This window comes from Pseudarthrobacter sp. TE3704, assembly GCF_056279405.1.
In genome coordinates, this window is record NZ_JBWCCJ010000006.1 from 330,196 (window position 1) to 349,016 (window position 18,821).

Here is an 18,821-nt window from a genome sequence, read left to right on the forward strand (position 1 = left end):
CGTCGGGGAGCGCGGCACCGTGGCTGGGTCCGTCCGTCGCCAACACTTTGCCGTCAGGTTGAGTGCGGCGCCGTGGCTGGGTTCGCCAGGCCACGGTCCTTCTCCGTCGCTTAGACACGACGCATAGGGCCACCTGCGGTCGCTGGGCGACCTCCGGCAGCCGATGCGCCGCGATGCGCTCCTACGAGAAGGCCCGTAACCAGGCTTGTGAGCACGGTCGTCTCGTGCGGTGAGGCACGGCACACGTGGGGCGCCAGCGCTTCGCGTAGGAGCGCATCGCCGACCAGAGCGGCGCGCAGGTCGCCCAGCGACCGGAGCGGCGCGGCGGGAGGTGTCTAAGCGACGGCGAAGTGCTGGGGACCCACGGACCCGACTACTGCCACACACGAAGGGCCGCGACCAGCCCAAACGCGGTCGCGGCCCTTCTTGGGTGCCTACCCTTCGAGCAGTTCTGTGACCAGGGCTGCGATTGGCGAGCGTTCGGAGCGGGTCAGGGTGACGTGGCCGAAGAGCGGGTGTCCTTTCAGGGTTTCGACGACGGCGGCGATTCCGTCGTGGCGTCCGACGCGCAGGTTGTCGCGCTGGGCGACGTCGTGGGTCAGGACGATCTTGGAGTTCTGGCCGATGCGGCTCATGACCGTGAGGAGGACGTTCTTTTCGAGGGACTGGGCCTCGTCCACGATCACGAAGGCGTCATGGAGGGAGCGGCCGCGGATGTGGGTGAGGGGCATGACCTCGAGCATGCCGCGGTCCATGACCTCCTCCACCACCTCCTGGCTGACCAGTGCGCCGAGGGTGTCGAAAACGGCCTGGGCCCAAGGATTCATCTTTTCGGACTCGGAGCCGGGCAGGTAGCCCAGTTCCTGCCCGCCCACGGCGTAGAGGGGACGGAAGACGATCACCTTGCGGTGCTCACGGCGTTCCAGAACGGCCTCCAGGCCGGCGCAGAGTGCCAAGGCCGACTTGCCGGTGCCGGCCCTGCCACCAATGGATACGATTCCGACGGCGGGATCCATCAGCATGTCGATGGCCAGGCGCTGTTCGGCGGACCGGCCGTGGAGCCCGAAGACGTCCCGGTCGCCCTTCACCAGGCGGACCTGCTTGTCGGGGCCTACCCGGCCCAGGGCGGAGCCCCGGTTGGAGAGCAGGACGAGTCCGGTGTTGACCGGCATTTCGGCTGCTGCGGGGATGAAGACGGGCTCATGGCCGTACAGGGTGGAGATCTCCTGTTCGTTGGCTTCAACCTCGGCAACGCCTGTCCAGCCTGAATCCTTGACCAGCTCATTGCGGTACTCGTCGGCGGTGAGCCCCATGGCGGAGGCCTTGACCCGCATCGGCAGGTCCTTGGACACTACCGTCACGTCCCGGCCTTCGTTGGAGAGGTTCTTGGCTACGGCGAGGATGCGGCTGTCGTTGTCGCCGCTGCGGAAGCCCAGGGGCAGCACATCTGAGGAAATGTGGTTTAGCTCCACCATGAGGGTGCCGCCGTCGTCCCCGATGGGGATGGGCTGGTTGAGGCCGCCGTGTTTGACCCGGAGGTCATCGAGGAGCCGGAGAGCCTTGCGTGCGAAGTAGCCGAGTTCGGGATCATGCCGCTTGGCCTCAAGCTCGGTGATAACCACCACCGGGACGATGACTTCGTGTTCGGCGAAGCGAAGCAGTGCGCGGGGGTCGGACAGCAGGACCGAGGTGTCGATCACGAAGGTGTGGATGTCGGCTTCCTTTCCGGAGACGGCAAAACCGGCCGCAGCATCCGTTGCTGGGCCGGTTTGTGTGGTGGCTCGCATGGCGCGAGAGGTAGCTTTCCCTCCCTGGTCAAAAACGACCTCGGGCAGTTGTTCAGAAGTAGCCACATCGACTCCAGCCCCGGGCGCCAGCCCGGATTTGTTATTGGTGAGGCGGCTCGGCCACGAGGCCGGGTCCGGCCTCCCATACAACCGGTGCGATGTTTCGCTCCATGTACTGGCCTCCCCGATCAGCCGGCGGTTTTGCCTGCTGATGGATATAACGTAATTCCACCCCAAGTAATTTCCGCAACCATTACGCGGCGATTCCTGTTGCGCTTGCGTGAACTCGCGATGAATGGCGGATGTCAGGAGCCGAAGCGCCGCTGCCTGCCCGCGTAGTCGCGGAGGGCACGCAGGAAGTCCACCTTGCGGAAGGCGGGCCAGAGCGCCTCGCAGAAGTAGAACTCGCTGTAGGCGCTTTGCCACATGAGGAAACCCGAGAGCCGTTGCTCGCCGGAAGTCCGTATCACCAGGTCAGGGTCCGGCTGCCCGCGAGTGTAGAGGAAGCGGGAAATGTCGTCCACGCTCAGCTCGTCGGCAAGCTGCGGAATGTCCTTGCCTTTGGCCATGGCGTCGCGCAGGAGTTCGCGCACGGCGTCCACGATTTCCCGGCGCCCGCCATAGCCCACCGCAACGTTGACGTGGATCTTTTCGCGGACCGGCGTGCGCGCAGTCAGCTTGTTGAGGCGCTCGGCGAGGTATTCGGGAAGCAGTTCGGGCGCCCCCATCGCGTGGACGGAGATGTTGGAGTCCTCGTCCAGGCGGTCCAGGGTGTTGGCGATGATGCCCATCAGGAGGTCCAGCTCTTCGCTGGAGCGGTTCATGTTGTCCGTGGACAGCATGTAGAGCGTGACCACCTTGACGCCGAGCTCCTGGCACCAGCCCAGGAACTCATGGATCTTGTCCGCGCCGGCCTGGTGGCCCTGGCTGGTGGGGGCGTTGAATTGCTTGGCCCACCGCCTGTTGCCGTCCACCATGACCCCGATGTGGCGCGGGATCCGGTCCCGGGATAGGTCTTTGAGGAGCCTGCGCTCGTAAAAGCCGTAGAGGAACCCGGGCAACTCCACGCGTCCACTCACCTGACTTCCTTGCTGTACGTACTTGCCACATCCTAGGCTACCGCCAGCCTGGGCAGTGGCAGTTCCACCGGGAACCGGCGGCCGGAGGATGAGACATTACCCGCCAGTAACTTACCGGGACGTAAGTTATTCTGGAGCGATGAAGAGCGACTCTCCGGATACCCCGCACGTGCCGGAGCCGAAGAGACATCCGGCGGAAGCAAACCCTGAAACCGGTGCGGTGGACGACGCCGCGGTCAGGCTCGCTGAGCTACTGATGATCAAGCCGAAGTGGCGCGGCTGGATCCATACCGTGACAGCACCACTGGCCCTCATCGCCGGGATTGTCCTGGTGGCACTGGCTCCGACGCCGGACCGCAAGATCACATCAGCCATCTACGCCGCCACCGGCGTGCTGCTCTTCGGGATCAGCGCCGTTTACCACCGCGGCAACTGGTCCCCCGGCGTAAAAATGGTCCTCAAAAGGCTGGACCACACCAACATCATGCTGGTGATCGCGGGCAGCTATACCCCGCTGGCCTGGACCCTCCTGGACCGTCCGCAGGCGGTCCTGCTGCTGTGGGTCATCTGGTCCGGAGCCATCCTGGGCGTGCTGTTCCGGCTCCTGTGGACGGACGCGCCGCGCTGGCTGTACGTTCCCATCTACATTGCGCTGGGTTGCGGCGCCTTGTTTTACCTTCCGCAGTTCTTCCAGGCCAGCGTTCCGTCAGCCGTGCTGATCTGCTTCGGCGGCGCCCTCTACATTGCCGGCGCAATCTTCTACGCCCTGAAGAAACCGAACATCAGCTATCACCACTTCGGCTTCCACGAGCTCTTCCACGCTTTCACCGTTTTTGCCTTCGCGGCCCACTTCACGGCCATCACCCTGGCAGTGCTGGGCTGAGCTGCGGCAGGCGGAAACGGAGAGTTCGGCCGACTTACTCCCGCGGCCGGGACTGGCCCGGGGCAATACCGTTCCCGTCGCCGTCGGACCGGCCGGGCTCCGGGGCATTGAGCCCGTCCTGGTCGTCGGACGCCTGCACGTCGGCGGCGGCAGCGGCCGCAAGGCGGTCCTCCTCCACCTGGGCACGGTACCGCACCCTGCGGATCCGCCGCACCATGTCGACGATCAGCAGTGCGGTGGCCACCACGAAAAAGGCAGTCATGATGAAGCCCAGGAGGCCCGGCGTCACCTGATCCTCCGAGATCCCTTCCCGCAGGGTGGGGGTGGGCAACGGTGTGGGGGTTGTGGCCAGGCTGAGGAGCAGACGATGCACGTTTAATACCTTCTGTGGAACGGGTTGCAGCAGGCGGCGGACAGCACGGCCACAGGGCCTGAACCTATCTTCTACGCGGCATAGAAATTGCCTGCCGTTCTATCTTAGCCCCGCGAACAGATCCTTTTCCGGGAGCTCCGAGGGTACCCGCGAGCGGATCAGCGAGTAGTCCTCCCACGGCCAGGCGCGCCGCTGCATTTCAGCCGAGACGGCAAAGAAGAACCCCAGCGGATCCACCTGCGTCCGGTGGGCCCGGAGGGCGTCGTCGCGCACCTCGAAGAAATCCCCGCAGTCCACCTGCGTGGTGGTGGGGTGCGGAGCCGGCGGCGGGGTGTGCCCCTCGGCGTCGGACTCCAGCCATGCGGCCAGGCGCTCGGCGTACGGGGACTGCAGGCCGGCCTCTTCCAGCGCGAAGTGCAGCGCACGGAAACGCTCGGGGCTGAAGGCCCGGTCATAGTAGAGCTTGCTGGGCTCCCACGGCTCCCCCGCCTCAGGGTAGCGGGCGGGGTCACCGGCGGAATCGAAGGCTTCAACGGCAACCCGGTGCGCCATGATGTGGTCCGGGTGGGGGTACCCGCCGTTCTCGTCGTAGCTGAGGATGACGTGGGGCTTGAAGGACCGCACCAGCCTCACCAGCGGTGCTGCAGCATGGTGCAGGGGCAGGGTGGCGAAGGAACCGGAAGGCAGCGGAGGCAGCGGGTCGCCCTCGGGGAGCCCGGAATCAACAAAACCCAGCCAGCGTTGCCTGATGCCCAGTATGGCGGCGGCCCGGTCCATTTCCAGCCGCCTGGCCCCTGCCATGTCCCGCTTCGGGTGGGGTTCGCCCTCCACCGCGGGGTTTTGGATGTCTCCGCGGGAACCGTCCGTGCACGTGGCAACCATGACATCCACGCCAGAGGCGGCATACATGGCCATGGTCGCAGCGCCCTTGCTGGATTCATCATCCGGGTGGGCGTGGACTGCGAGCAGCCGTAGCGGTGCCGGGGAGTTGCTGGACGCTGTCATGGAAGGACGGCTCCTAATTCATCTTTTGCCAAGTGCTGCTGAATGGACGGGGAACGGGGGTGGACTGCTGCCGGTAGCCGCTGCAACCGGCCCCGGCGGAAAGGGCACTAAACTGGTCTGGTGACTTCCCCGGACCAGCCGGCTCCAACCGCGCCCGCAGACACTAGCCTAGCCAATCGCTATGGTGCTAAAAAGCGCGGCTTGACACCCGCCGCCAAGCGCACCATTGCGGGCGTGGCCCTGGCCGGAGGAATCGGCTTCATGGCGTGGGTTTCAACGTCCAACTCGCTGACGGACGTCACGTTCAAGGACGTGGGATACACCACTCCCGATGCCACCCTTGCTGAGGTGGACTTCCAGGTGACCCGCGAGCCGGGGACCGCCGTCAAGTGCGCCGTCAAGGCGCTCGATTCAAAATACGCGGTGGTCGGCTGGAAAGTGGTGGACATTCCCGCGGACGCAGCGGAAGGAACGGCCGACGGCGGCAGGACAGTCTCGCAGCGGGTGGCCGTGCGTACCGAGTCGCTTTCCGTGTCCGGCGTGGTGGACAGTTGCTGGATAGCTGACGGAACAGCGTAAGACATGTGATGTGCGCCGCTCCGTTGTTGGGTTAAGTCCGCGGGATTGACTACAATGGAGCAATACCTTTACCCCGCTGAGCTGGTTGCTGTTCCACAAGTGGCCACCGTGGCGGGGTCTTTTGCATGTAGGACCATTAGAGGAGAAGTCCGTGTCTACCACCAACAGCGCAGCTGCAGCCTGGCTCACCCAGGAAGCTTTTGACCGCCTGAAGGCAGAGCTGGACCACCTTTCCGGCGCTGGCCGGGCGGAGATCGTCCAGAAGATTGAAGCAGCCCGGCAGGAGGGTGACCTTAAGGAGAACGGCGGCTACCACGCTGCCAAGGAGGAACAGGGCAAGATCGAAGCCCGCATCCGCCAGCTCACCGCGCTGCTCCGCGACGCCCATGTGGGTGAGGCTCCTGCAGACGACGGAATCGTTGAGCCCGGCATGATCGTCGTCGCGAGGATCGCGGGCGACGAAGAGACGTTCCTCCTGGGCTCGCGTGAAATCGCCGGCGACTCGGACCTGGACGTCTTCAGCGAAAAGTCACCGCTGGGTGCGGCCATCCTTGGCCACAAGGAAGGCGACACGCTGAGCTACGTTGCTCCCAACGGCAAGGACATCAAGGTGGAGATCCTGTCCGCCAAGCCGTACGCAGGCTAGTTTCCCGCGCACAAAGAGCGCCGGCCGTCCCCTGGGACGGCCGGCGCTCTTCGTTTATCGGGCCTTCCGGGAATGCCCTTTCACGGCGTTCTGCCGCTCCGCGGGCGCAGGAGCAGTGCCGCCACCACTCCCCCGGCCGCACCGCCCAGGTGGGCCTGCCAGGAGACGAAACCGGCCACGATGGGCAGGACTCCCAGAAGGATGCTTCCGTAACCCATGAAGAGGATTACGGCCAACAGAATTTGGCGCCAGCTCCGGTTGATGAAGCCGCGGACAAGCAGGAATGAAAACAGCCCGAAGACGAGGCCTGACGACCCCACGGTGATGCCGCCGTCGCCGATCAGCCAAACGGTAAGGCCGGAACCCAGCCAGCTGAATGCCAGCGCCGTCAGGAACACCCGGAGGCCCGAGAGGAACACCAGGAAGCCAAAGATGATCAGCGGCAGGCTGTTGGACAGCAGATGGTTCAGGTTGGCGTGCAGGAGCGGAAACGTGAAGATGTCCAGCAGCCCGTCGGCGCTGCGCGGTCGAAGGCCGAACGTGCTGTTGAGCGAACGCAGCATCACCATGTTGAACAGCTCGATAACAAACAGCAGGACCACGAAGGCGCCCAATACCAGAAGGCCGCCTTTGGCCCTTGCAGCCACGGTCTGCCGCTGCCCGAAACCCATCAGTCCGGCCATGGCGCGTCCTAGTGCACCACGATTGGCTGGAAGCCTTCGGCACGGAGCGCACTGAGGACCTGCTCACCGTGCTGGTGACCCTTGGTTTCGAGGTTCACCGTGATGGAGACGTCCCCCATGCTGATGGAGCCGCCTACCCGGGTATGGTCAAGGCCCGTCACGTTGGCATCGTTCTCCGCAATGATCCTGGCGATGGTGGCCAGTGAGCCCGGGCGGTCGTCCAGCATCATGCGGACGGTCATATAACGCCCCGCGGCGGAAAGGCCGCGCTGGATGACCTTGAGCATCAGCATCGGGTCGATGTTGCCGCCGGAGAGAACCACTGCGGTGGTTCCGGGATTTTCGATTTTGCCGTCCATGAGTGCTGCCACTCCTACGGCCCCGGCCGGTTCCACCACCATCTTGGCCCGTTCCAGCAGGAAGATCAGCGCACGGGCCAATGAGTCTTCGCTGACGGTGACCACGTCATCCACCAGTTCGCGGATGATGCTGAACGGCAGCTGGCCGGGACGCCCCACGGCGATGCCGTCCGCCATGGTGGACACTTTCTTCAGGGGGACCAGCGCGTCAGCCGCCAGCGACGGCGGGTAGGCGGCGGCGTTTTCCGCCTGGACGCCGATGATGCGGATCTCCCGGCCCAGCTCCTTTGCCCGCGCCTTGATGGCGACGGCGACACCGGCCAGCAGCCCGCCCCCGCCGACGCCCATGAGGACCGTGTCCACGTTGGGCACCTGTTCCAGGATCTCAAGGCCCAGGGTGCCCTGGCCGGCAACAACATCCACATTGTCAAAGGGGTGGACGAACACGGTGCCGGTCTCGTTGCTGTAGCGCTGGGCTTCCGCGAGCGCTTCGTCGACATTGTGGCCGTGCAGGATCACTTCGGCGCCGTGGCTGCGGGTGGCAGCAAGCTTCGGCAGCGCGACGCCCAGCGGCATGTAGATGCGGGCTTTGATGCCCAGGCTCTTGGCGGCCACGGCCACGCCTTGGGCGTGGTTGCCGGCCGATGCCGCCACCACTCCCCGCTTCTTCTCCTCCGGGGACAGCCGGGCCATCCGCACGTAGGCGCCCCGGACCTTGAACGATCCTGCCCGCTGCAGGTTTTCGCACTTGAAGTACACGTCGCCGCCCACCATGGCCCCCAGGGCCCTGGACGATTCCACAGGCGTGCGCGCAATAATCCCGTCAAGCAGCTTCTGCGCCTCCAGGACATCGTCCAGTGTGACGGGAAGGGTTTCAAGGATGTTCACGGACTATTCTCCTCTGGATTCGTCCCCGGTGCCCCGCTCCGCTGAGGTGCGGGCATCAGGATGTTCTGCTGTCGTGCCGGTAACGGCATCCCTGCCGCGCTGGATCGGCTCCGGCGGCTCGATGTGCTTAATCGTGTTGTCCGCCGGCGCGCCAGCCACCAGCGGCGTTGCCGGCACCTGTTCATGTTCCCACGTTCTGGCAGCAATGTAGCGAATGGCGGAATTTGCGACGGCGAGGATGGGCACCGAGAACAGGGCGCCGGGGATGCCGGCCAGGTAGGAACCCGCCGCCACGGAGAGGATGACGGCCACCGGGTGCAGCGCCACGGCCTTGCCCATGACGAGGGGCTGCAGGATGTGGCTTTCCAGTTGCTGGACCAGCAGCACGATGGCCAGCATGATCAGGGCGTTCACCGGGCCGTTGGCCACCAGGGCCAGCAGCACGGCGATGGCGCCGGTGACCAGGGCACCAACAATCGGAATGAACGAACCTATGAACACGAGCACGCTCAGCGGAAGCGCCAGCGGAACGCCGATGATGGCCGCTCCCACGCCGATGCCCACCGCATCCACGAACGCAACGAACATCTGGATGCGGGCGTAGCTCACCATGGATGACCAGCCCTTGCGCCCGGCCCCAAACGTTGCGGCCCTGGCCTTTTTGGGAAGCAGCCGCACCAGGAACGCCCAGATCCTGTCCCCTTCCAGCAGGAAGAAGATCAGGACAAAGAGCGCAAGGATGAGTCCTGCGGCAAAATGACCTGCAGTGCTGCCGAAGGAAAGGGCCCCGCTGAGGATGCTGCTGCTGTTGTCCTGCAGCGCGGTACTTGCTTCCTGCAGGTACTGGTCAATCTGGTCTGCGGTCAGGTGGAGGGGCCCCTCTGACAGCCAGTCCTGGATCTGCCTTATTCCGGTCAGCGCCTCGGACCAGAGTTCCCCGAAACCGACGATGAGCTGCCGGCCCACCAGCGCCAGCGCTCCCGCAATCAGGCCCAGGAAGCCCAGCACGGTGATGGCTACGGCCAGGCCCGCCGGCACCCGGTCGCGCTTGAGCCACCCCACCACCGGGTTCAGGAGGCCGGCCAACAGGGCGGCCACCATGACGGGGATGATGAGGAAGCTGATCCCCCTCAGCAGCCAAACCAAGGCCCCGCCCACCAGGAGGATGAGTCCAAGCCGCCATGCCCACGATGCGGCGATCCGGATTCCATAGGGAATGTCCTGGTCCAGCTCACGGTCCGTACGAACCCGCAACGGCGGCACGGCAGCAGGCTGTTGCTGCAATGGGGATGGGCTGGTGGGCGGTACGGGATCCCCGGTTGGCGTCATAGCCTAATACTTCCCCAGCCGTCCCCTAATGGGAAACTGCTATCCGGCCCCACCAGGGCTGTAGTCAATTCCCCACTCAATGGTGAAGGATTCGCCCGGCGCCAGCCAGCGGAGGCCGTCGCCGGAGTTAAAGGCGTTGGCAGGTCCGGTCATGGGTTCGACGGCGACTGCGCGGCTGCGGCCGGGGTACAGCGTGCTCACATAGACGTGGACATATTCGCATGCTTCGTCCTGCCAGAGGCTCACGCTCTGCCCGTCAGCCGAGGCAAGGATGTGCCGGGCTTTGCCTGCTTCACGCTGTAGGTCCGTGAGGGCAACATCAACACTGAGGTCGGCGATATGCTTGCCCGCCCGGAAGTCCGTGTCCCCCACTACGGGAGCGCTGCTGCGGGGAATGAGGCGTTCGTCCACCAGCAATTGGGTATCGGCGGCAACGGTCAGCACCAGTTCCTCGATGGGCGTGTCACCCAGGCGGAGGTACGGGTGGGCGCCCAGGACAAAGGGGGCGGATGCCTTGGCGTGGTTGGTCAGGGTCTGGCGCACCACCAGCCCCAGGTCATCGTTTATCAGGTACTGGACGCGGTGCCGCGCCAGGAAGGGGTAGCCGTGCTGCGGAAAGATGGTTGCCTCCAGGGAGACGGAGTGCTGTGACTCGTCTACCAGAGCGTAGGCGGCATTGCGGAGCAGGCCGTGGCTTGCGTTGTTCCGGCCCACTTCGGTGATGTCCAGCTGCTGCTTCTTGCCATCAAGGAACCACGTTCCGTCCTCTACCCGGTTGGCCCACGGCGCCAGCGTAATTCCCGTTGCGCCAGGCGGGATCTGGTCATCCCCGTAAGTCTCCGTCAGGAGTTCACCTCCCCTGGTGAACGAGCGGAGGCCGGCGGCAAGTTCGGTGACCACAGCCAACGCGTCGCCGCGCCGGAGCTCGTACTGCCGGCCCGTTGCGTAGGCCTGGGCGCTGGAACCGGCAAGGGAATCCTGGGAGGAAGTCGATGTCATGGGCCTTACCGTACCTCGGCCACGTTGGGCCGTTCCAGCCCAGCATGTTGTCTTTTGTTGTTAACTATTCTTTTTTGAGCGAATGTGCGACACTTCTTCCATGACAGGGACCACCAGCACCAGACTTTCGGACGGCCGGGAGCTGATTTATTTCGATGACGCCGGCACCAGCACCTCGCGCGCAGCCGAGTTCACCACCGACCGCCGCGGCCTGCCTCCGCGCGGTGAACCGGGAGAACTCCGCTTCGACGCTTTGACTGAAGAATGGGTGGCCGTCGCGGCCCACCGGCAGTCCCGGACCCACCTTCCTCCCGCAGACCAGTGCCCCATCTGCCCCACCACCGGCAGTAACCCCTCCGAAATTCCGGCCGCCGATTACGATGTAGTGGTCTTCGAGAACCGCTTCCCGTCCCTCGGCCCGGCCGTCGGCCCCGTCCCGGACCAGACCACGTGGGGAACAAAGGGCCCGGCCTACGGCCGCTGCGAGGTGGTGTCCTTCACGCCGGAGCACACAGGTTCCTACAGCGGCCTCAGCGAAATTCGCTCCCGTACGGTGATCGAGGCCTGGGCACAGCGGACCGCCGCCTTGAGCGCATTGCCCGGGATCCAGCAGGTATTCCCGTTTGAAAACCGCGGCGCGGATATTGGTGTCACCCTGCACCATCCCCACGGCCAGATCTACGCCTACCCCTACGTCACGCCCCGGGCGGGCGTCCTCGGCGCAGCTGCACGCAGGTTCTACGATGCGCACGACGGCCGGGAGACCCTGACCGGCTCGCTGCTGAGGGCAGAGCGCGAGGATGGCAGCAGGATGGTCATGGAAGGCGAGAACTTCAGCGCCTACGTCCCGTTCGCGGCCCGCTGGCCGCTGGAAATCCATCTGGTTCCGCACCGCCACGTTCCGGACCTGGCGGCCCTGAGCGGCGAAGAGAAGGATGAGCTGGCGCACGTCTACCTCGATCTGCTCAAACGCCTGGATGCCCTGTATCCCACTCCCACGCCGTACATCTCGGCCTGGCACCAGGCTCCCCTGGAGCCGGCGCTGCGCGATGCGGGATATCTGCACCTGCAGCTCACGTCACCCCGGCGTGCTGCCGATAAGCTGAAGTACCTTGCCGGTTCGGAGGCAGCGATGGGTGCTTTCATCAATGACACCACCCCGGAAAGCGTGGCTGAACGCCTGCGCGCCGTGTCCGTTCCGCCGTCCGCCACCTTCCCGGCCGTCCTGGCCGCCGCGTCCGAAGGAGCCCCCGCGTGAGCACCGCACCTGATCCCCTCGCCGCTGCAGCCGGCACCCAGGACCTCGCAGCCCGGTTCACGCGCGAGTTCGGAAGTGCTCCTGCCGGTATCTGGCAGGCACCGGGGCGCGTCAACCTGATCGGCGAGCATACGGACTACAACGACGGCTTTGTCCTGCCTTTTGCCATCGACCGCACTGCCCGGGTGGCCGTTGGGGTGCGCTCCGATTCCACTGCCCGGCTGCTGTCCACCTACGGCGACCAGGGCATTGTCACCGCCCCGCTTGACTCCCTCGAGCCCGGGTCCGCCAAGGGCTGGACAAAGTACCCGCTCGGCGTCATCTGGGCACTCCGCCGGCGCGGTATCCAGGTGCCGGGCATCGACCTCCTGCTGGACTCGAACGTCCCCCTCGGGGCCGGGCTCTCCTCGTCCCACGCCATCGAATGCGCCGTCATTACGGCCCTTAACGAATTGACCGGCGCGGGACTGGAGGCGCAGGAGATGGTCCTGGCCACCCAGCAGGCCGAAAATGACTTCGTGGGGGCACCCACCGGAATCATGGACCAGTCAGCCTCACTGCGCGGTTCACAGGGCCACGCAGTGTTCCTGGACTGCCGGGACCAGACGGCCCGGCTGGTTCCCTTCGAGACGGAGCCCGCCGGCCTGGTATTGCTCGTCATCGACACCAAGGTTTCACATTCGCACTCTGACGGCGGCTATGCCTCGCGGCGTGCGTCATGCGAGCTCGGCGCCCAGGTCCTGGGTGTCAAGGCACTGCGGGATGTCCAGGTGGGAGACCTGGAGGAAGCCAGCGGACTCCTGGACGAAGTGACGTTCCGGCGGGTTCGGCATGTTGTCACCGAGAACGACCGGGTCCTCCAAACCGTGGAACTTCTCGCGGAGCAGGGCCCGTCAGCCATCGGACACCTGCTGGATGCGAGCCACGCTTCCATGCGCGACGACTTTGAAATCTCCTGCCCGGAGCTGGACCTCGCCGTGGACACGTCGCGGGCCAGTGGCGCACTGGGCGCCCGGATGACCGGCGGCGGTTTCGGTGGAGCGGCGATCGCGCTCACCCCTGCCGGCTCCGAGCAAAAGGTGCGCGACGCCGTCGTACAGGCCTTTGCCCGGGCGGGCTTCACGGCACCGGACATTTTCACGGTTTCGCCTGCCGCGGGTGCCACGCGCATCGCGTAGGGCCCAACACACTGGCGCAGGAACAACGAAGGCCCCACCGTGAGGTGGGGCCTTCGTTGTTAAGGAACAGACGACGACGGCGGCGCCGCCTTGGTGCTAGTCGTCCCCGCGCAGGATGGCCAGCAGGCGGATGATCTCCACGTACAGCCAGACCAGCGTGACCGTCAGGCCGAAAGCAGCCGTCCAGGAGAAGCGCTGCGGAGCACCGCTGCGGACGCCGGCCTCGATGCTGGTGAAGTCCATGACCAACGAGAAGGCCGCGAGACCGATCGCCAGGATGCCGATGGCGATGCCGATGATGCCGCTTCGCAGCCCGAACGGCTCAGTGGTCAGACCCGTCATCATCATGACGAGGTTCACCACGGAGAACAGCGCGTAGCCAACAATGGCGATCATAAAGAACTTCATGGCCTTGGGCGTGGCGCGCACCTTGCCGCTCTTGAAGAGCAGGAGCGTCACGGTGAAGACGGACAGCGTGCCGAGGACGGCCTGAAGCCCCACACCCGGGTACATGGTGTCCAGGACCCGGGTGAGGCCGCCGAGGAAGAGGCCTTCCAGGCCTGCATAAGCGAGGATCAGTGCCGGTGAGGGCTGCTTCTTGAACGTGTTGACGAGGGCCAGCACGAAGCCGCCCAAGGCGCCGACGATCATAAGGAGTGACGCGAGTCCCATGCTGACGAACATTGTCACCGCGGCGCCGACGAGCAGCACTCCGAGGCAGGCTGCGGTCTTGACGATGACGTCGTCGAAGGTCATCCGGCCGGTGTCAGCCGGGCCTGCAGCAGGCTGGTTGTACATCTGCTGCAGCTGCTCGTCCGTCATGTTCTGCGGCTGGGCGTTCCAGCCCTGCTGCCCGTAGGCAGGCTGGCCGTAGGGAACCTGGCCATAGGGCTGCTGGCCATAAGGGGCCTGGCCGTAGGGAGCGTTGCCGTAGGGAGCCTGCTGGACAGGCGGTGCCTGGGTGGCTCCACGGAAGCTCTTTCCGTTGAAGATCGGGTTGCCGCCAAGTGCCATTGCGGGATTCCTCCATTGTGGGTGTGTTGTGAACCTTAAGGTTTACGCTACCAATTTCCACGTCGATGCACCCTTGAAAGTTCCCGAATTCACCCCGGCGCAACGCAACCGTGACCCTGTTCACGGCAGGAGCAGCTGCCCGCATGAAACAAACGGGCTCGGAGGTTGCCCGGAAAACACCGTGACTCAACAAAGGTTTCTTTGGGAGTTCCGCCCGCTGCTGCCGTAAAGGGCTGCACAGTTGTTATCCGATCGCTACCATCAACGCCCTGACCAAGGCATTTGCGGGTTCATGCGCGCTGTAGCATAAGCCAAGCAGGGTGACGGAACTCACACGCGTGACGGCGCCGGGCCAGATGGCGCCTCCCAACCTTGCATCCGTTCGCAGCGGCTGCAACGGCGCAGCCGGGACCGCCCCCAAGTGGAGGTTATCAATTTGAGAAGTACACCCCAAGGCCTGCCGGCAAGAGGACGCCGAGGGTTGCTGAGACTGTTGGGAGCCATCAGTGCTTCCATCCTGGCAATCCTCCTGGTGGCCGCCCCGGCGTCCCAGGCCACTTCCCCGTCACCGACACCATCCCCGTCGAACCAGACCTTCCAGAACAACATCAGTGGATTCCTCCGCGATGACACCCGCGCTCCCCTGGCGGACGTGACCATCACCGCAACAAAGGGCGACTTCACGGGCACTGCCAAGTCAGCAGCGAATGGCTCCTGGAACATCGGCGTACCCGAACAGGGCACGTACACCGTTGAGCTGGACGAATCCACCCTGCCTGAAGGCATCACGCTGGCCGAAGGCCAGGAAAACCCGCGCGACGTCACCTTCAGCCAGACCTCCAACCTGTCGGTGATCTTTGCGTTTGGCAAAGGCATCGTGATCCAGCAGCAGGACTTCGGACAGAACCTCCTCAACCGCCTTGTGGCGGGGTTGAGCTTCGGGCTCCTCCTCGCCCTCGCTTCAGTTGGGCTGTCACTGATTTTTGGCACCACCGGCCTGACCAACTTCGCCCACGGTGAGATGGTGACCCTGGGTGCCGTGCTCGTGTTCGCGTTCAATGCCATCGGCCTTCCGTTCTGGCTGGCACTGATCCTGTCCCTGCTGGGCGGCGGCCTGTTCGGGTACGCCCAGGACAGGGGCTTGTGGCGGCCGCTGCGTCGGCGCGGTACGGGCCTCGTGCCCATGATGATCGTCAGTATCGGCCTCGCCCTGGCCGTCCGCTACGTGATCCAGTTCTACTTCGGCGGCGCCACCCAACAGCTGCCGTTCGCCCAGAGCCCCGAAATCCAGCTGGGCCCGGTATCCATCTCGCCCAACAACCTCTGGTCGCTGGGCATCAGCGCCGTGGTGATCGCACTCATCGGCATTGTGCTGCTCAAGACCAGGCTCGGCAAGGCCACCCGTGCCGTGGCGGACAACCCCGCACTCGCGGCGGCCTCGGGCATCGATGTGGACGGCGTGATCCGGCTGGTATGGATCACCGGCGGCATGCTCGCATCCCTGGGCGGCATCCTGTGGGCCTACTACCGGCCCGGCGTCACCTTCGATATGGGCTCCGCCCTCCTCCTCCTGATCTTCGCCGGCGTCACCCTCGGCGGACTCGGAACCGTCTTTGGCGCACTGATCGGGTCCATCATCGTGGGCATCTTCGTGGAGCTGACAACCGTGTTCGGCCTCGCGGCCGACCTTAAGTACGTGGGAGCGCTGTTCATCATGATCGTTGTCCTCTTGTTCCGGCCACAGGGAATCCTGGGCCGACGCGAGCGCGTGGGTTAGGAAACAGCCATGGATTTTGGATTCATTCTTGCCAGCGCTGCCAGTGAAATTTTCAGCCCGACAACGGCGGCGTATGCGCTGGCTGCCCTGGGCCTCGCCGTGCACTTCGGCTATTCCGGCCTGCTGAACTTTGGCCAGGCCGGCTTTATGGCGGTGGGTGCCTACGGGTTTGCGATTTCCACCCTGACCTTCGGCGTGCCGTTCTTCGTTGGGCTGCTGATTGCCATCATCGCCTCGGCAATCTTTGCCCTGCTGCTCGGTATCCCCACGCTGAGGCTCCGGGCAGACTACCTGGCCATTGTTACCATCGCGGCCGCGGAAATTGTCCGGTACATCGTCACCACCAACCAGCTCACATCCGTGACCGGTTCCGCCAACGGGCTGGCGGCGTTCGAAGGCGGCTTCTACGCCATGAACCCCTTCCCCGAGGGGTCCTACTTCGGCATGAACAACCGCGACTTCTTCATCCGCGTGGTGGGCTGGGCACTGGTTGCCCTGTGCTGCACCCTCGTGTGGCTGTTGATGCGCAGCCCCTGGGGCCGTGTCCTGAAGGGCATCCGCGAGGATGAGAACGCGGTACGGTCCCTGGGCAAGAACGTCTACGCCTACAAGATGCAGGCGCTGATCATCGGCGGTGTGCTCGGAGCCCTCGCAGGCATGATCTTCACCCTCCCCCGCGGAGCAGTGCAGCCGGCGAACTACGGCACTGAGCTGACGTTCTTCCTCTATACGTGCCTCCTCCTGGGCGGCCTGGGCACCGTCCTTGGCCCCGTCATCGGCGCCATGATCTTCTGGGTTGTCCTGTCACTGACCCAGGGCATCCTGTATGGCCTGATCGAGTCGGGCGCCGTCACGTGGCTGAACACCGTCCAGGCGGGACAGCTGCGCTACATCCTGGTTGGCGTCGCCCTGATGCTGCTGATGATTTTCAGGCCCCAGGGCGTCTTCGGAAACAAGAAGGAGCTGGCGTTCGCATGAGCATGCACAGCGAAGAACGAACAACTGCCGGCGGGGGCGAGCCGGATTACATGACCGACAACCGGCCCATCGCGGCCGGCGAAACCGGCCCCGGGTGCAAGAAGCGGGACCCCATTGTCGTCGCGGAGAACGTGACGCGAAGCTTCGGCGGCATCAACGCCGTGGACGTCGAGTACCTTGAAATTCCCCGGCACAAAATCACGGCACTGATTGGTCCCAACGGTGCCGGCAAAACCACCCTCTTCAACCTGCTCACCGGATTTGATACGCCCAACAGCGGCAAGTGGCAGTTCGAGGGCCAGAGCATCGCCGGCGTATCACCCTACAAGGTGGCACGCATGGGCATGGTGCGCACTTTCCAGCTCACCAAGGTCATGGGCAAGTTGACGGTCATGGAAAACATGCGGCTCGGCGCGTCCAACCAGCCCGGTGAGCGCCTGTCCAAGGCCCTTTTCAAGGGCATGTGGGGCGGCCGCGAGAAAGAGATCACCGCTCAGGCCAACGTCCTGCTGGAGAAGTTCAAGCTTGACGCCAAGAAGGATGATTACGCGGCTTCCCTCTCCGGGGGCCAGCGCAAGCTTTTGGAGATGGCCCGGTCCCTCATGGTCCGGCCCAAGCTGGTGATGCTGGACGAGCCCATGGCAGGCGTGAACCCGGCGCTGACGCAGTCACTGCTGGACCACATCAAGAATCTGAAGGCTGAGGGCATGACTGTCCTGTTCGTTGAGCACGACATGCACATGGTCCGGCACATTGCCGACTGGGTTGTGGTCATGGCGGAAGGAAAAGTCGTCGCCGAAGGTCCACCCGGCGAGGTAATGAAGAACCCTGCCGTCATCGACGCCTACCTGGGCGCCCACCATGACGTCGACCTGGGCGACTCCGAGGGCATCAAGGAGCTGGCTGCCGAACTGGTGGCTGACGAAGAGTCCGTTGTGGGAACCGAAAACGCCGGAATCATCTCCCTGGACATTGTGGCCGACGAGGCCGAAAACCAGCGGAGGCGTGGCATCCCGGAGGGCGAAGGGTCCGGCGGCCGGCATGGAAGTTCGGACAGGGACATCAGCGGGCAAGACCGCACAGAGAGGGACAGCCAATGAGCAGCAGCACCAGCGCAGCACCCGCCGCCCAGCCCGTCGCCGATGGCGGGGCCGTGGTCAAGGTGACAGACCTCGTGGCGGGTTACCTGCCCGGCGTCAACATCCTCAACGGCTGCAGCATCGAGGCCCGCAAGGGCGAACTGATCGGCATCATCGGACCGAACGGCGCGGGCAAGTCGACACTCCTGAAGGCCATGTTCGGCCTGGTGAAGGTCCATTCGGGCACGGTCGTGGTCCGCGGGCAGGACATCACCGGCCTGAAGGCAAACAAACTGGTCTCCCGTGGAGTGGGCTTCGTCCCGCAGACCAACAACGTGTTTTCCACGCTGACCATCGAGGAAAACCTCCAGATGGGCATGTTCCAGAGGCCCAAGGACTTCGCCGAGCGGTTCGACTTTGTCACCGGCCTGTTCCCTGAGCTTGGAAAGCGGCGTGCCCAGCGGGCCGGGTCGCTCTCCGGCGGCGAGCGGCAGATGGTGGCCATGGGACGGGCCCTGATGATGGATCCGGCCGTGCTGCTGCTGGACGAACCTTCCGCAGGCCTCTCCCCCGTCAAGCAGGACGAGACGTTCCTGCGCGTGCACGAGATCAACCGTGCCGGCGTGTCCGTGATCATGGTGGAACAGAACGCCCGCCGCTGCCTGCAGATCTGCGACCGCGGCTACGTCCTGGACCAGGGCCGGGATGCCTACACCGGCACCGGCCGTGAACTGATGAAGGACCCCAAGGTCATCCAGCTCTACCTGGGCACCCTGGCCGACACCGTCGAGTAGCGCCGCACATCACAACTCAAGGGAGCCCCCGTCCGGTTTGAACTGGTCCCCGAAAGTTGGACTGGCCAGATAAGAGCCTAAACCGCAAGGGCCTGAGCACGGTATTGCACCGGGCTCAGGCCCTTGAGCTTGG

18 protein-coding genes are annotated in these 18,821 nt (G+C 64.7%); 9 read left to right on the top strand and 9 right to left on the bottom strand.

Annotation, left to right across the window (positions count from 1 at the left end; genetic code table 11):
- Positions 1-434: 434 nt before the first annotated feature.
- Both ACZ9BC_RS17590 and ACZ9BC_RS17595 read right to left on the bottom strand, forming a co-directional pair.
- Positions 435-1,853 (bottom strand): PhoH family protein, encoded by a 1,419-nt coding sequence (locus ACZ9BC_RS17590; protein ID WP_476247036.1) that lies wholly within the window; start codon positions 1,851-1,853, stop codon positions 435-437.
- A gap of 239 nt (positions 1,854-2,092) precedes the next feature.
- Positions 2,093-2,854, bottom strand: a complete 762-nt coding sequence (locus ACZ9BC_RS17595; RefSeq protein ID WP_079595694.1) for an isoprenyl transferase — start codon at positions 2,852-2,854, stop codon at positions 2,093-2,095.
- Between the two features lie 151 nt (positions 2,855-3,005).
- On the opposite strand from ACZ9BC_RS17595, the gene trhA reads away from it, so the two are divergent.
- Positions 3,006-3,749: a PAQR family membrane homeostasis protein TrhA gene (trhA, locus tag ACZ9BC_RS17600; protein ID WP_476247037.1), complete on the top strand. Its 744-nt coding sequence runs from the start codon at positions 3,006-3,008 to the stop codon at positions 3,747-3,749.
- Positions 3,750-3,783: 34 nt separating this feature from the next.
- Here the strand turns inward: trhA and ACZ9BC_RS17605 are convergent, their stop codons facing one another.
- Positions 3,784-4,122 carry a hypothetical protein gene (locus tag ACZ9BC_RS17605; protein WP_476247038.1) on the bottom strand — a complete coding sequence of 113 codons (339 nt, stop codon included), beginning with the start codon at positions 4,120-4,122 and terminating at the stop codon, positions 3,784-3,786.
- A 99-nt stretch (positions 4,123-4,221) separates the two neighbouring features.
- Positions 4,222-5,127 (bottom strand): mycothiol conjugate amidase Mca, encoded by a 906-nt coding sequence (gene mca, locus ACZ9BC_RS17610; RefSeq protein WP_476247039.1) that lies wholly within the window; start codon positions 5,125-5,127, stop codon positions 4,222-4,224.
- Positions 5,128-5,247: 120 nt separating this feature from the next.
- Here mca and ACZ9BC_RS17615 point away from each other — a divergent pair, with 120 nt between their 5' ends.
- Entirely contained in the window at positions 5,248-5,706 is a 459-nt protein-coding gene (locus tag ACZ9BC_RS17615) for a DUF4307 domain-containing protein (RefSeq protein ID WP_079595697.1), read from the top strand.
- A 151-nt stretch (positions 5,707-5,857) separates the two neighbouring features.
- Positions 5,858-6,352 carry a transcription elongation factor GreA gene (greA, locus tag ACZ9BC_RS17620; RefSeq protein WP_079595698.1) on the top strand — a complete coding sequence of 165 codons (495 nt, stop codon included), beginning with the start codon at positions 5,858-5,860 and terminating at the stop codon, positions 6,350-6,352.
- Between the two features lie 80 nt (positions 6,353-6,432).
- On the opposite strand, the gene ACZ9BC_RS17625 is transcribed toward greA, so the two are convergent.
- The 4 genes from ACZ9BC_RS17625 to ACZ9BC_RS17640 are packed head-to-tail and all read right to left on the bottom strand — an operon-like array spanning position 6,433 to position 10,610.
- Positions 6,433-7,035, bottom strand: coding sequence for a rhomboid family intramembrane serine protease (locus ACZ9BC_RS17625; protein WP_476247040.1), 603 nt, complete (start codon positions 7,033-7,035; stop codon positions 6,433-6,435).
- A gap of 8 nt (positions 7,036-7,043) precedes the next feature.
- Positions 7,044-8,282, bottom strand: coding sequence for a threonine ammonia-lyase (gene ilvA, locus ACZ9BC_RS17630; RefSeq protein ID WP_079595700.1), 1,239 nt, complete (start codon positions 8,280-8,282; stop codon positions 7,044-7,046).
- 3 nt (positions 8,283-8,285) lie between these two features.
- Positions 8,286-9,611, bottom strand: a complete 1,326-nt coding sequence (locus ACZ9BC_RS17635) for an AI-2E family transporter (protein ID WP_476247041.1) — start codon at positions 9,609-9,611, stop codon at positions 8,286-8,288.
- Between the two features lie 39 nt (positions 9,612-9,650).
- Positions 9,651-10,610: an aldose 1-epimerase family protein gene (locus tag ACZ9BC_RS17640; RefSeq protein WP_476247042.1), complete on the bottom strand. Its 960-nt coding sequence runs from the start codon at positions 10,608-10,610 to the stop codon at positions 9,651-9,653.
- Between the two features lie 100 nt (positions 10,611-10,710).
- Between ACZ9BC_RS17640 and galT the strand changes: the two genes are divergently transcribed.
- The gene (galT, locus tag ACZ9BC_RS17645; RefSeq protein WP_476247043.1) at positions 10,711-11,868 is read left to right on the top strand and encodes a galactose-1-phosphate uridylyltransferase; all 1,158 of its coding nucleotides are present in this window, start codon (positions 10,711-10,713) and stop codon (positions 11,866-11,868) included.
- Positions 11,865-13,046, top strand: a complete 1,182-nt coding sequence (galK, locus tag ACZ9BC_RS17650) for a galactokinase (protein WP_476247044.1) — start codon at positions 11,865-11,867, stop codon at positions 13,044-13,046. Before galT ends, galK begins: the two co-directional genes overlap by 4 nt.
- Positions 13,047-13,142: 96 nt before the next feature.
- Here the strand turns inward: galK and ACZ9BC_RS17655 are convergent, their stop codons facing one another.
- Positions 13,143-14,060, bottom strand: a complete 918-nt coding sequence (locus ACZ9BC_RS17655) for a Bax inhibitor-1/YccA family protein (RefSeq protein ID WP_476247045.1) — start codon at positions 14,058-14,060, stop codon at positions 13,143-13,145.
- Between the two features lie 481 nt (positions 14,061-14,541).
- On the opposite strand from ACZ9BC_RS17655, the gene ACZ9BC_RS17660 reads away from it, so the two are divergent.
- From ACZ9BC_RS17660 to ACZ9BC_RS17675, 4 genes are read left to right on the top strand one after another with little or no spacing between them, the layout of a single operon-like run.
- Complete coding sequence (locus ACZ9BC_RS17660) at positions 14,542-15,837, top strand: branched-chain amino acid ABC transporter permease (protein ID WP_476247046.1); 1,296 nt, start codon at positions 14,542-14,544, stop codon at positions 15,835-15,837.
- Between the two features lie 9 nt (positions 15,838-15,846).
- Positions 15,847-16,815 carry a branched-chain amino acid ABC transporter permease gene (locus ACZ9BC_RS17665; protein ID WP_079595706.1) on the top strand — a complete coding sequence of 323 codons (969 nt, stop codon included), beginning with the start codon at positions 15,847-15,849 and terminating at the stop codon, positions 16,813-16,815.
- The gene (locus tag ACZ9BC_RS17670; RefSeq protein WP_476247047.1) at positions 16,812-17,915 is read left to right on the top strand and encodes an ABC transporter ATP-binding protein; all 1,104 of its coding nucleotides are present in this window, start codon (positions 16,812-16,814) and stop codon (positions 17,913-17,915) included. The genes ACZ9BC_RS17665 and ACZ9BC_RS17670 overlap by 4 nt, the downstream gene beginning before the upstream one ends.
- Positions 17,912-18,688, top strand: coding sequence for an ABC transporter ATP-binding protein (locus tag ACZ9BC_RS17675; protein WP_115524381.1), 777 nt, complete (start codon positions 17,912-17,914; stop codon positions 18,686-18,688). Before ACZ9BC_RS17670 ends, ACZ9BC_RS17675 begins: the two co-directional genes overlap by 4 nt.
- The last annotated feature ends 133 nt before the right edge of the window (positions 18,689-18,821 follow it).

Excerpts from the sequence above, each read along its gene's own strand:
- trhA (WP_476247037.1), top strand. The coding sequence starts at position 3,006 with ATGAAGAGCGACTCTCCGGATACCCCGCACGTGCCGGAGCCGAAGAGA.
- mca (WP_476247039.1), bottom strand. The coding sequence starts at position 5,127 with ATGACAGCGTCCAGCAACTCCCCGGCACCGCTACGGCTGCTCGCAGTC.
- ACZ9BC_RS17625 (WP_476247040.1), bottom strand. The coding sequence starts at position 7,035 with ATGGCCGGACTGATGGGTTTCGGGCAGCGGCAGACCGTGGCTGCAAGG.
- ACZ9BC_RS17635 (WP_476247041.1), bottom strand. The coding sequence starts at position 9,611 with ATGACGCCAACCGGGGATCCCGTACCGCCCACCAGCCCATCCCCATTG.
- ACZ9BC_RS17640 (WP_476247042.1), bottom strand. The coding sequence starts at position 10,610 with ATGACATCGACTTCCTCCCAGGATTCCCTTGCCGGTTCCAGCGCCCAG.
- galT (WP_476247043.1), top strand. The coding sequence starts at position 10,711 with ATGACAGGGACCACCAGCACCAGACTTTCGGACGGCCGGGAGCTGATT.
- ACZ9BC_RS17655 (WP_476247045.1), bottom strand. The coding sequence starts at position 14,060 with ATGGCACTTGGCGGCAACCCGATCTTCAACGGAAAGAGCTTCCGTGGA.
- ACZ9BC_RS17665 (WP_079595706.1), top strand. The coding sequence starts at position 15,847 with ATGGATTTTGGATTCATTCTTGCCAGCGCTGCCAGTGAAATTTTCAGC.
- ACZ9BC_RS17670 (WP_476247047.1), top strand. The coding sequence starts at position 16,812 with ATGAGCATGCACAGCGAAGAACGAACAACTGCCGGCGGGGGCGAGCCG.
- ACZ9BC_RS17675 (WP_115524381.1), top strand. The coding sequence starts at position 17,912 with ATGAGCAGCAGCACCAGCGCAGCACCCGCCGCCCAGCCCGTCGCCGAT.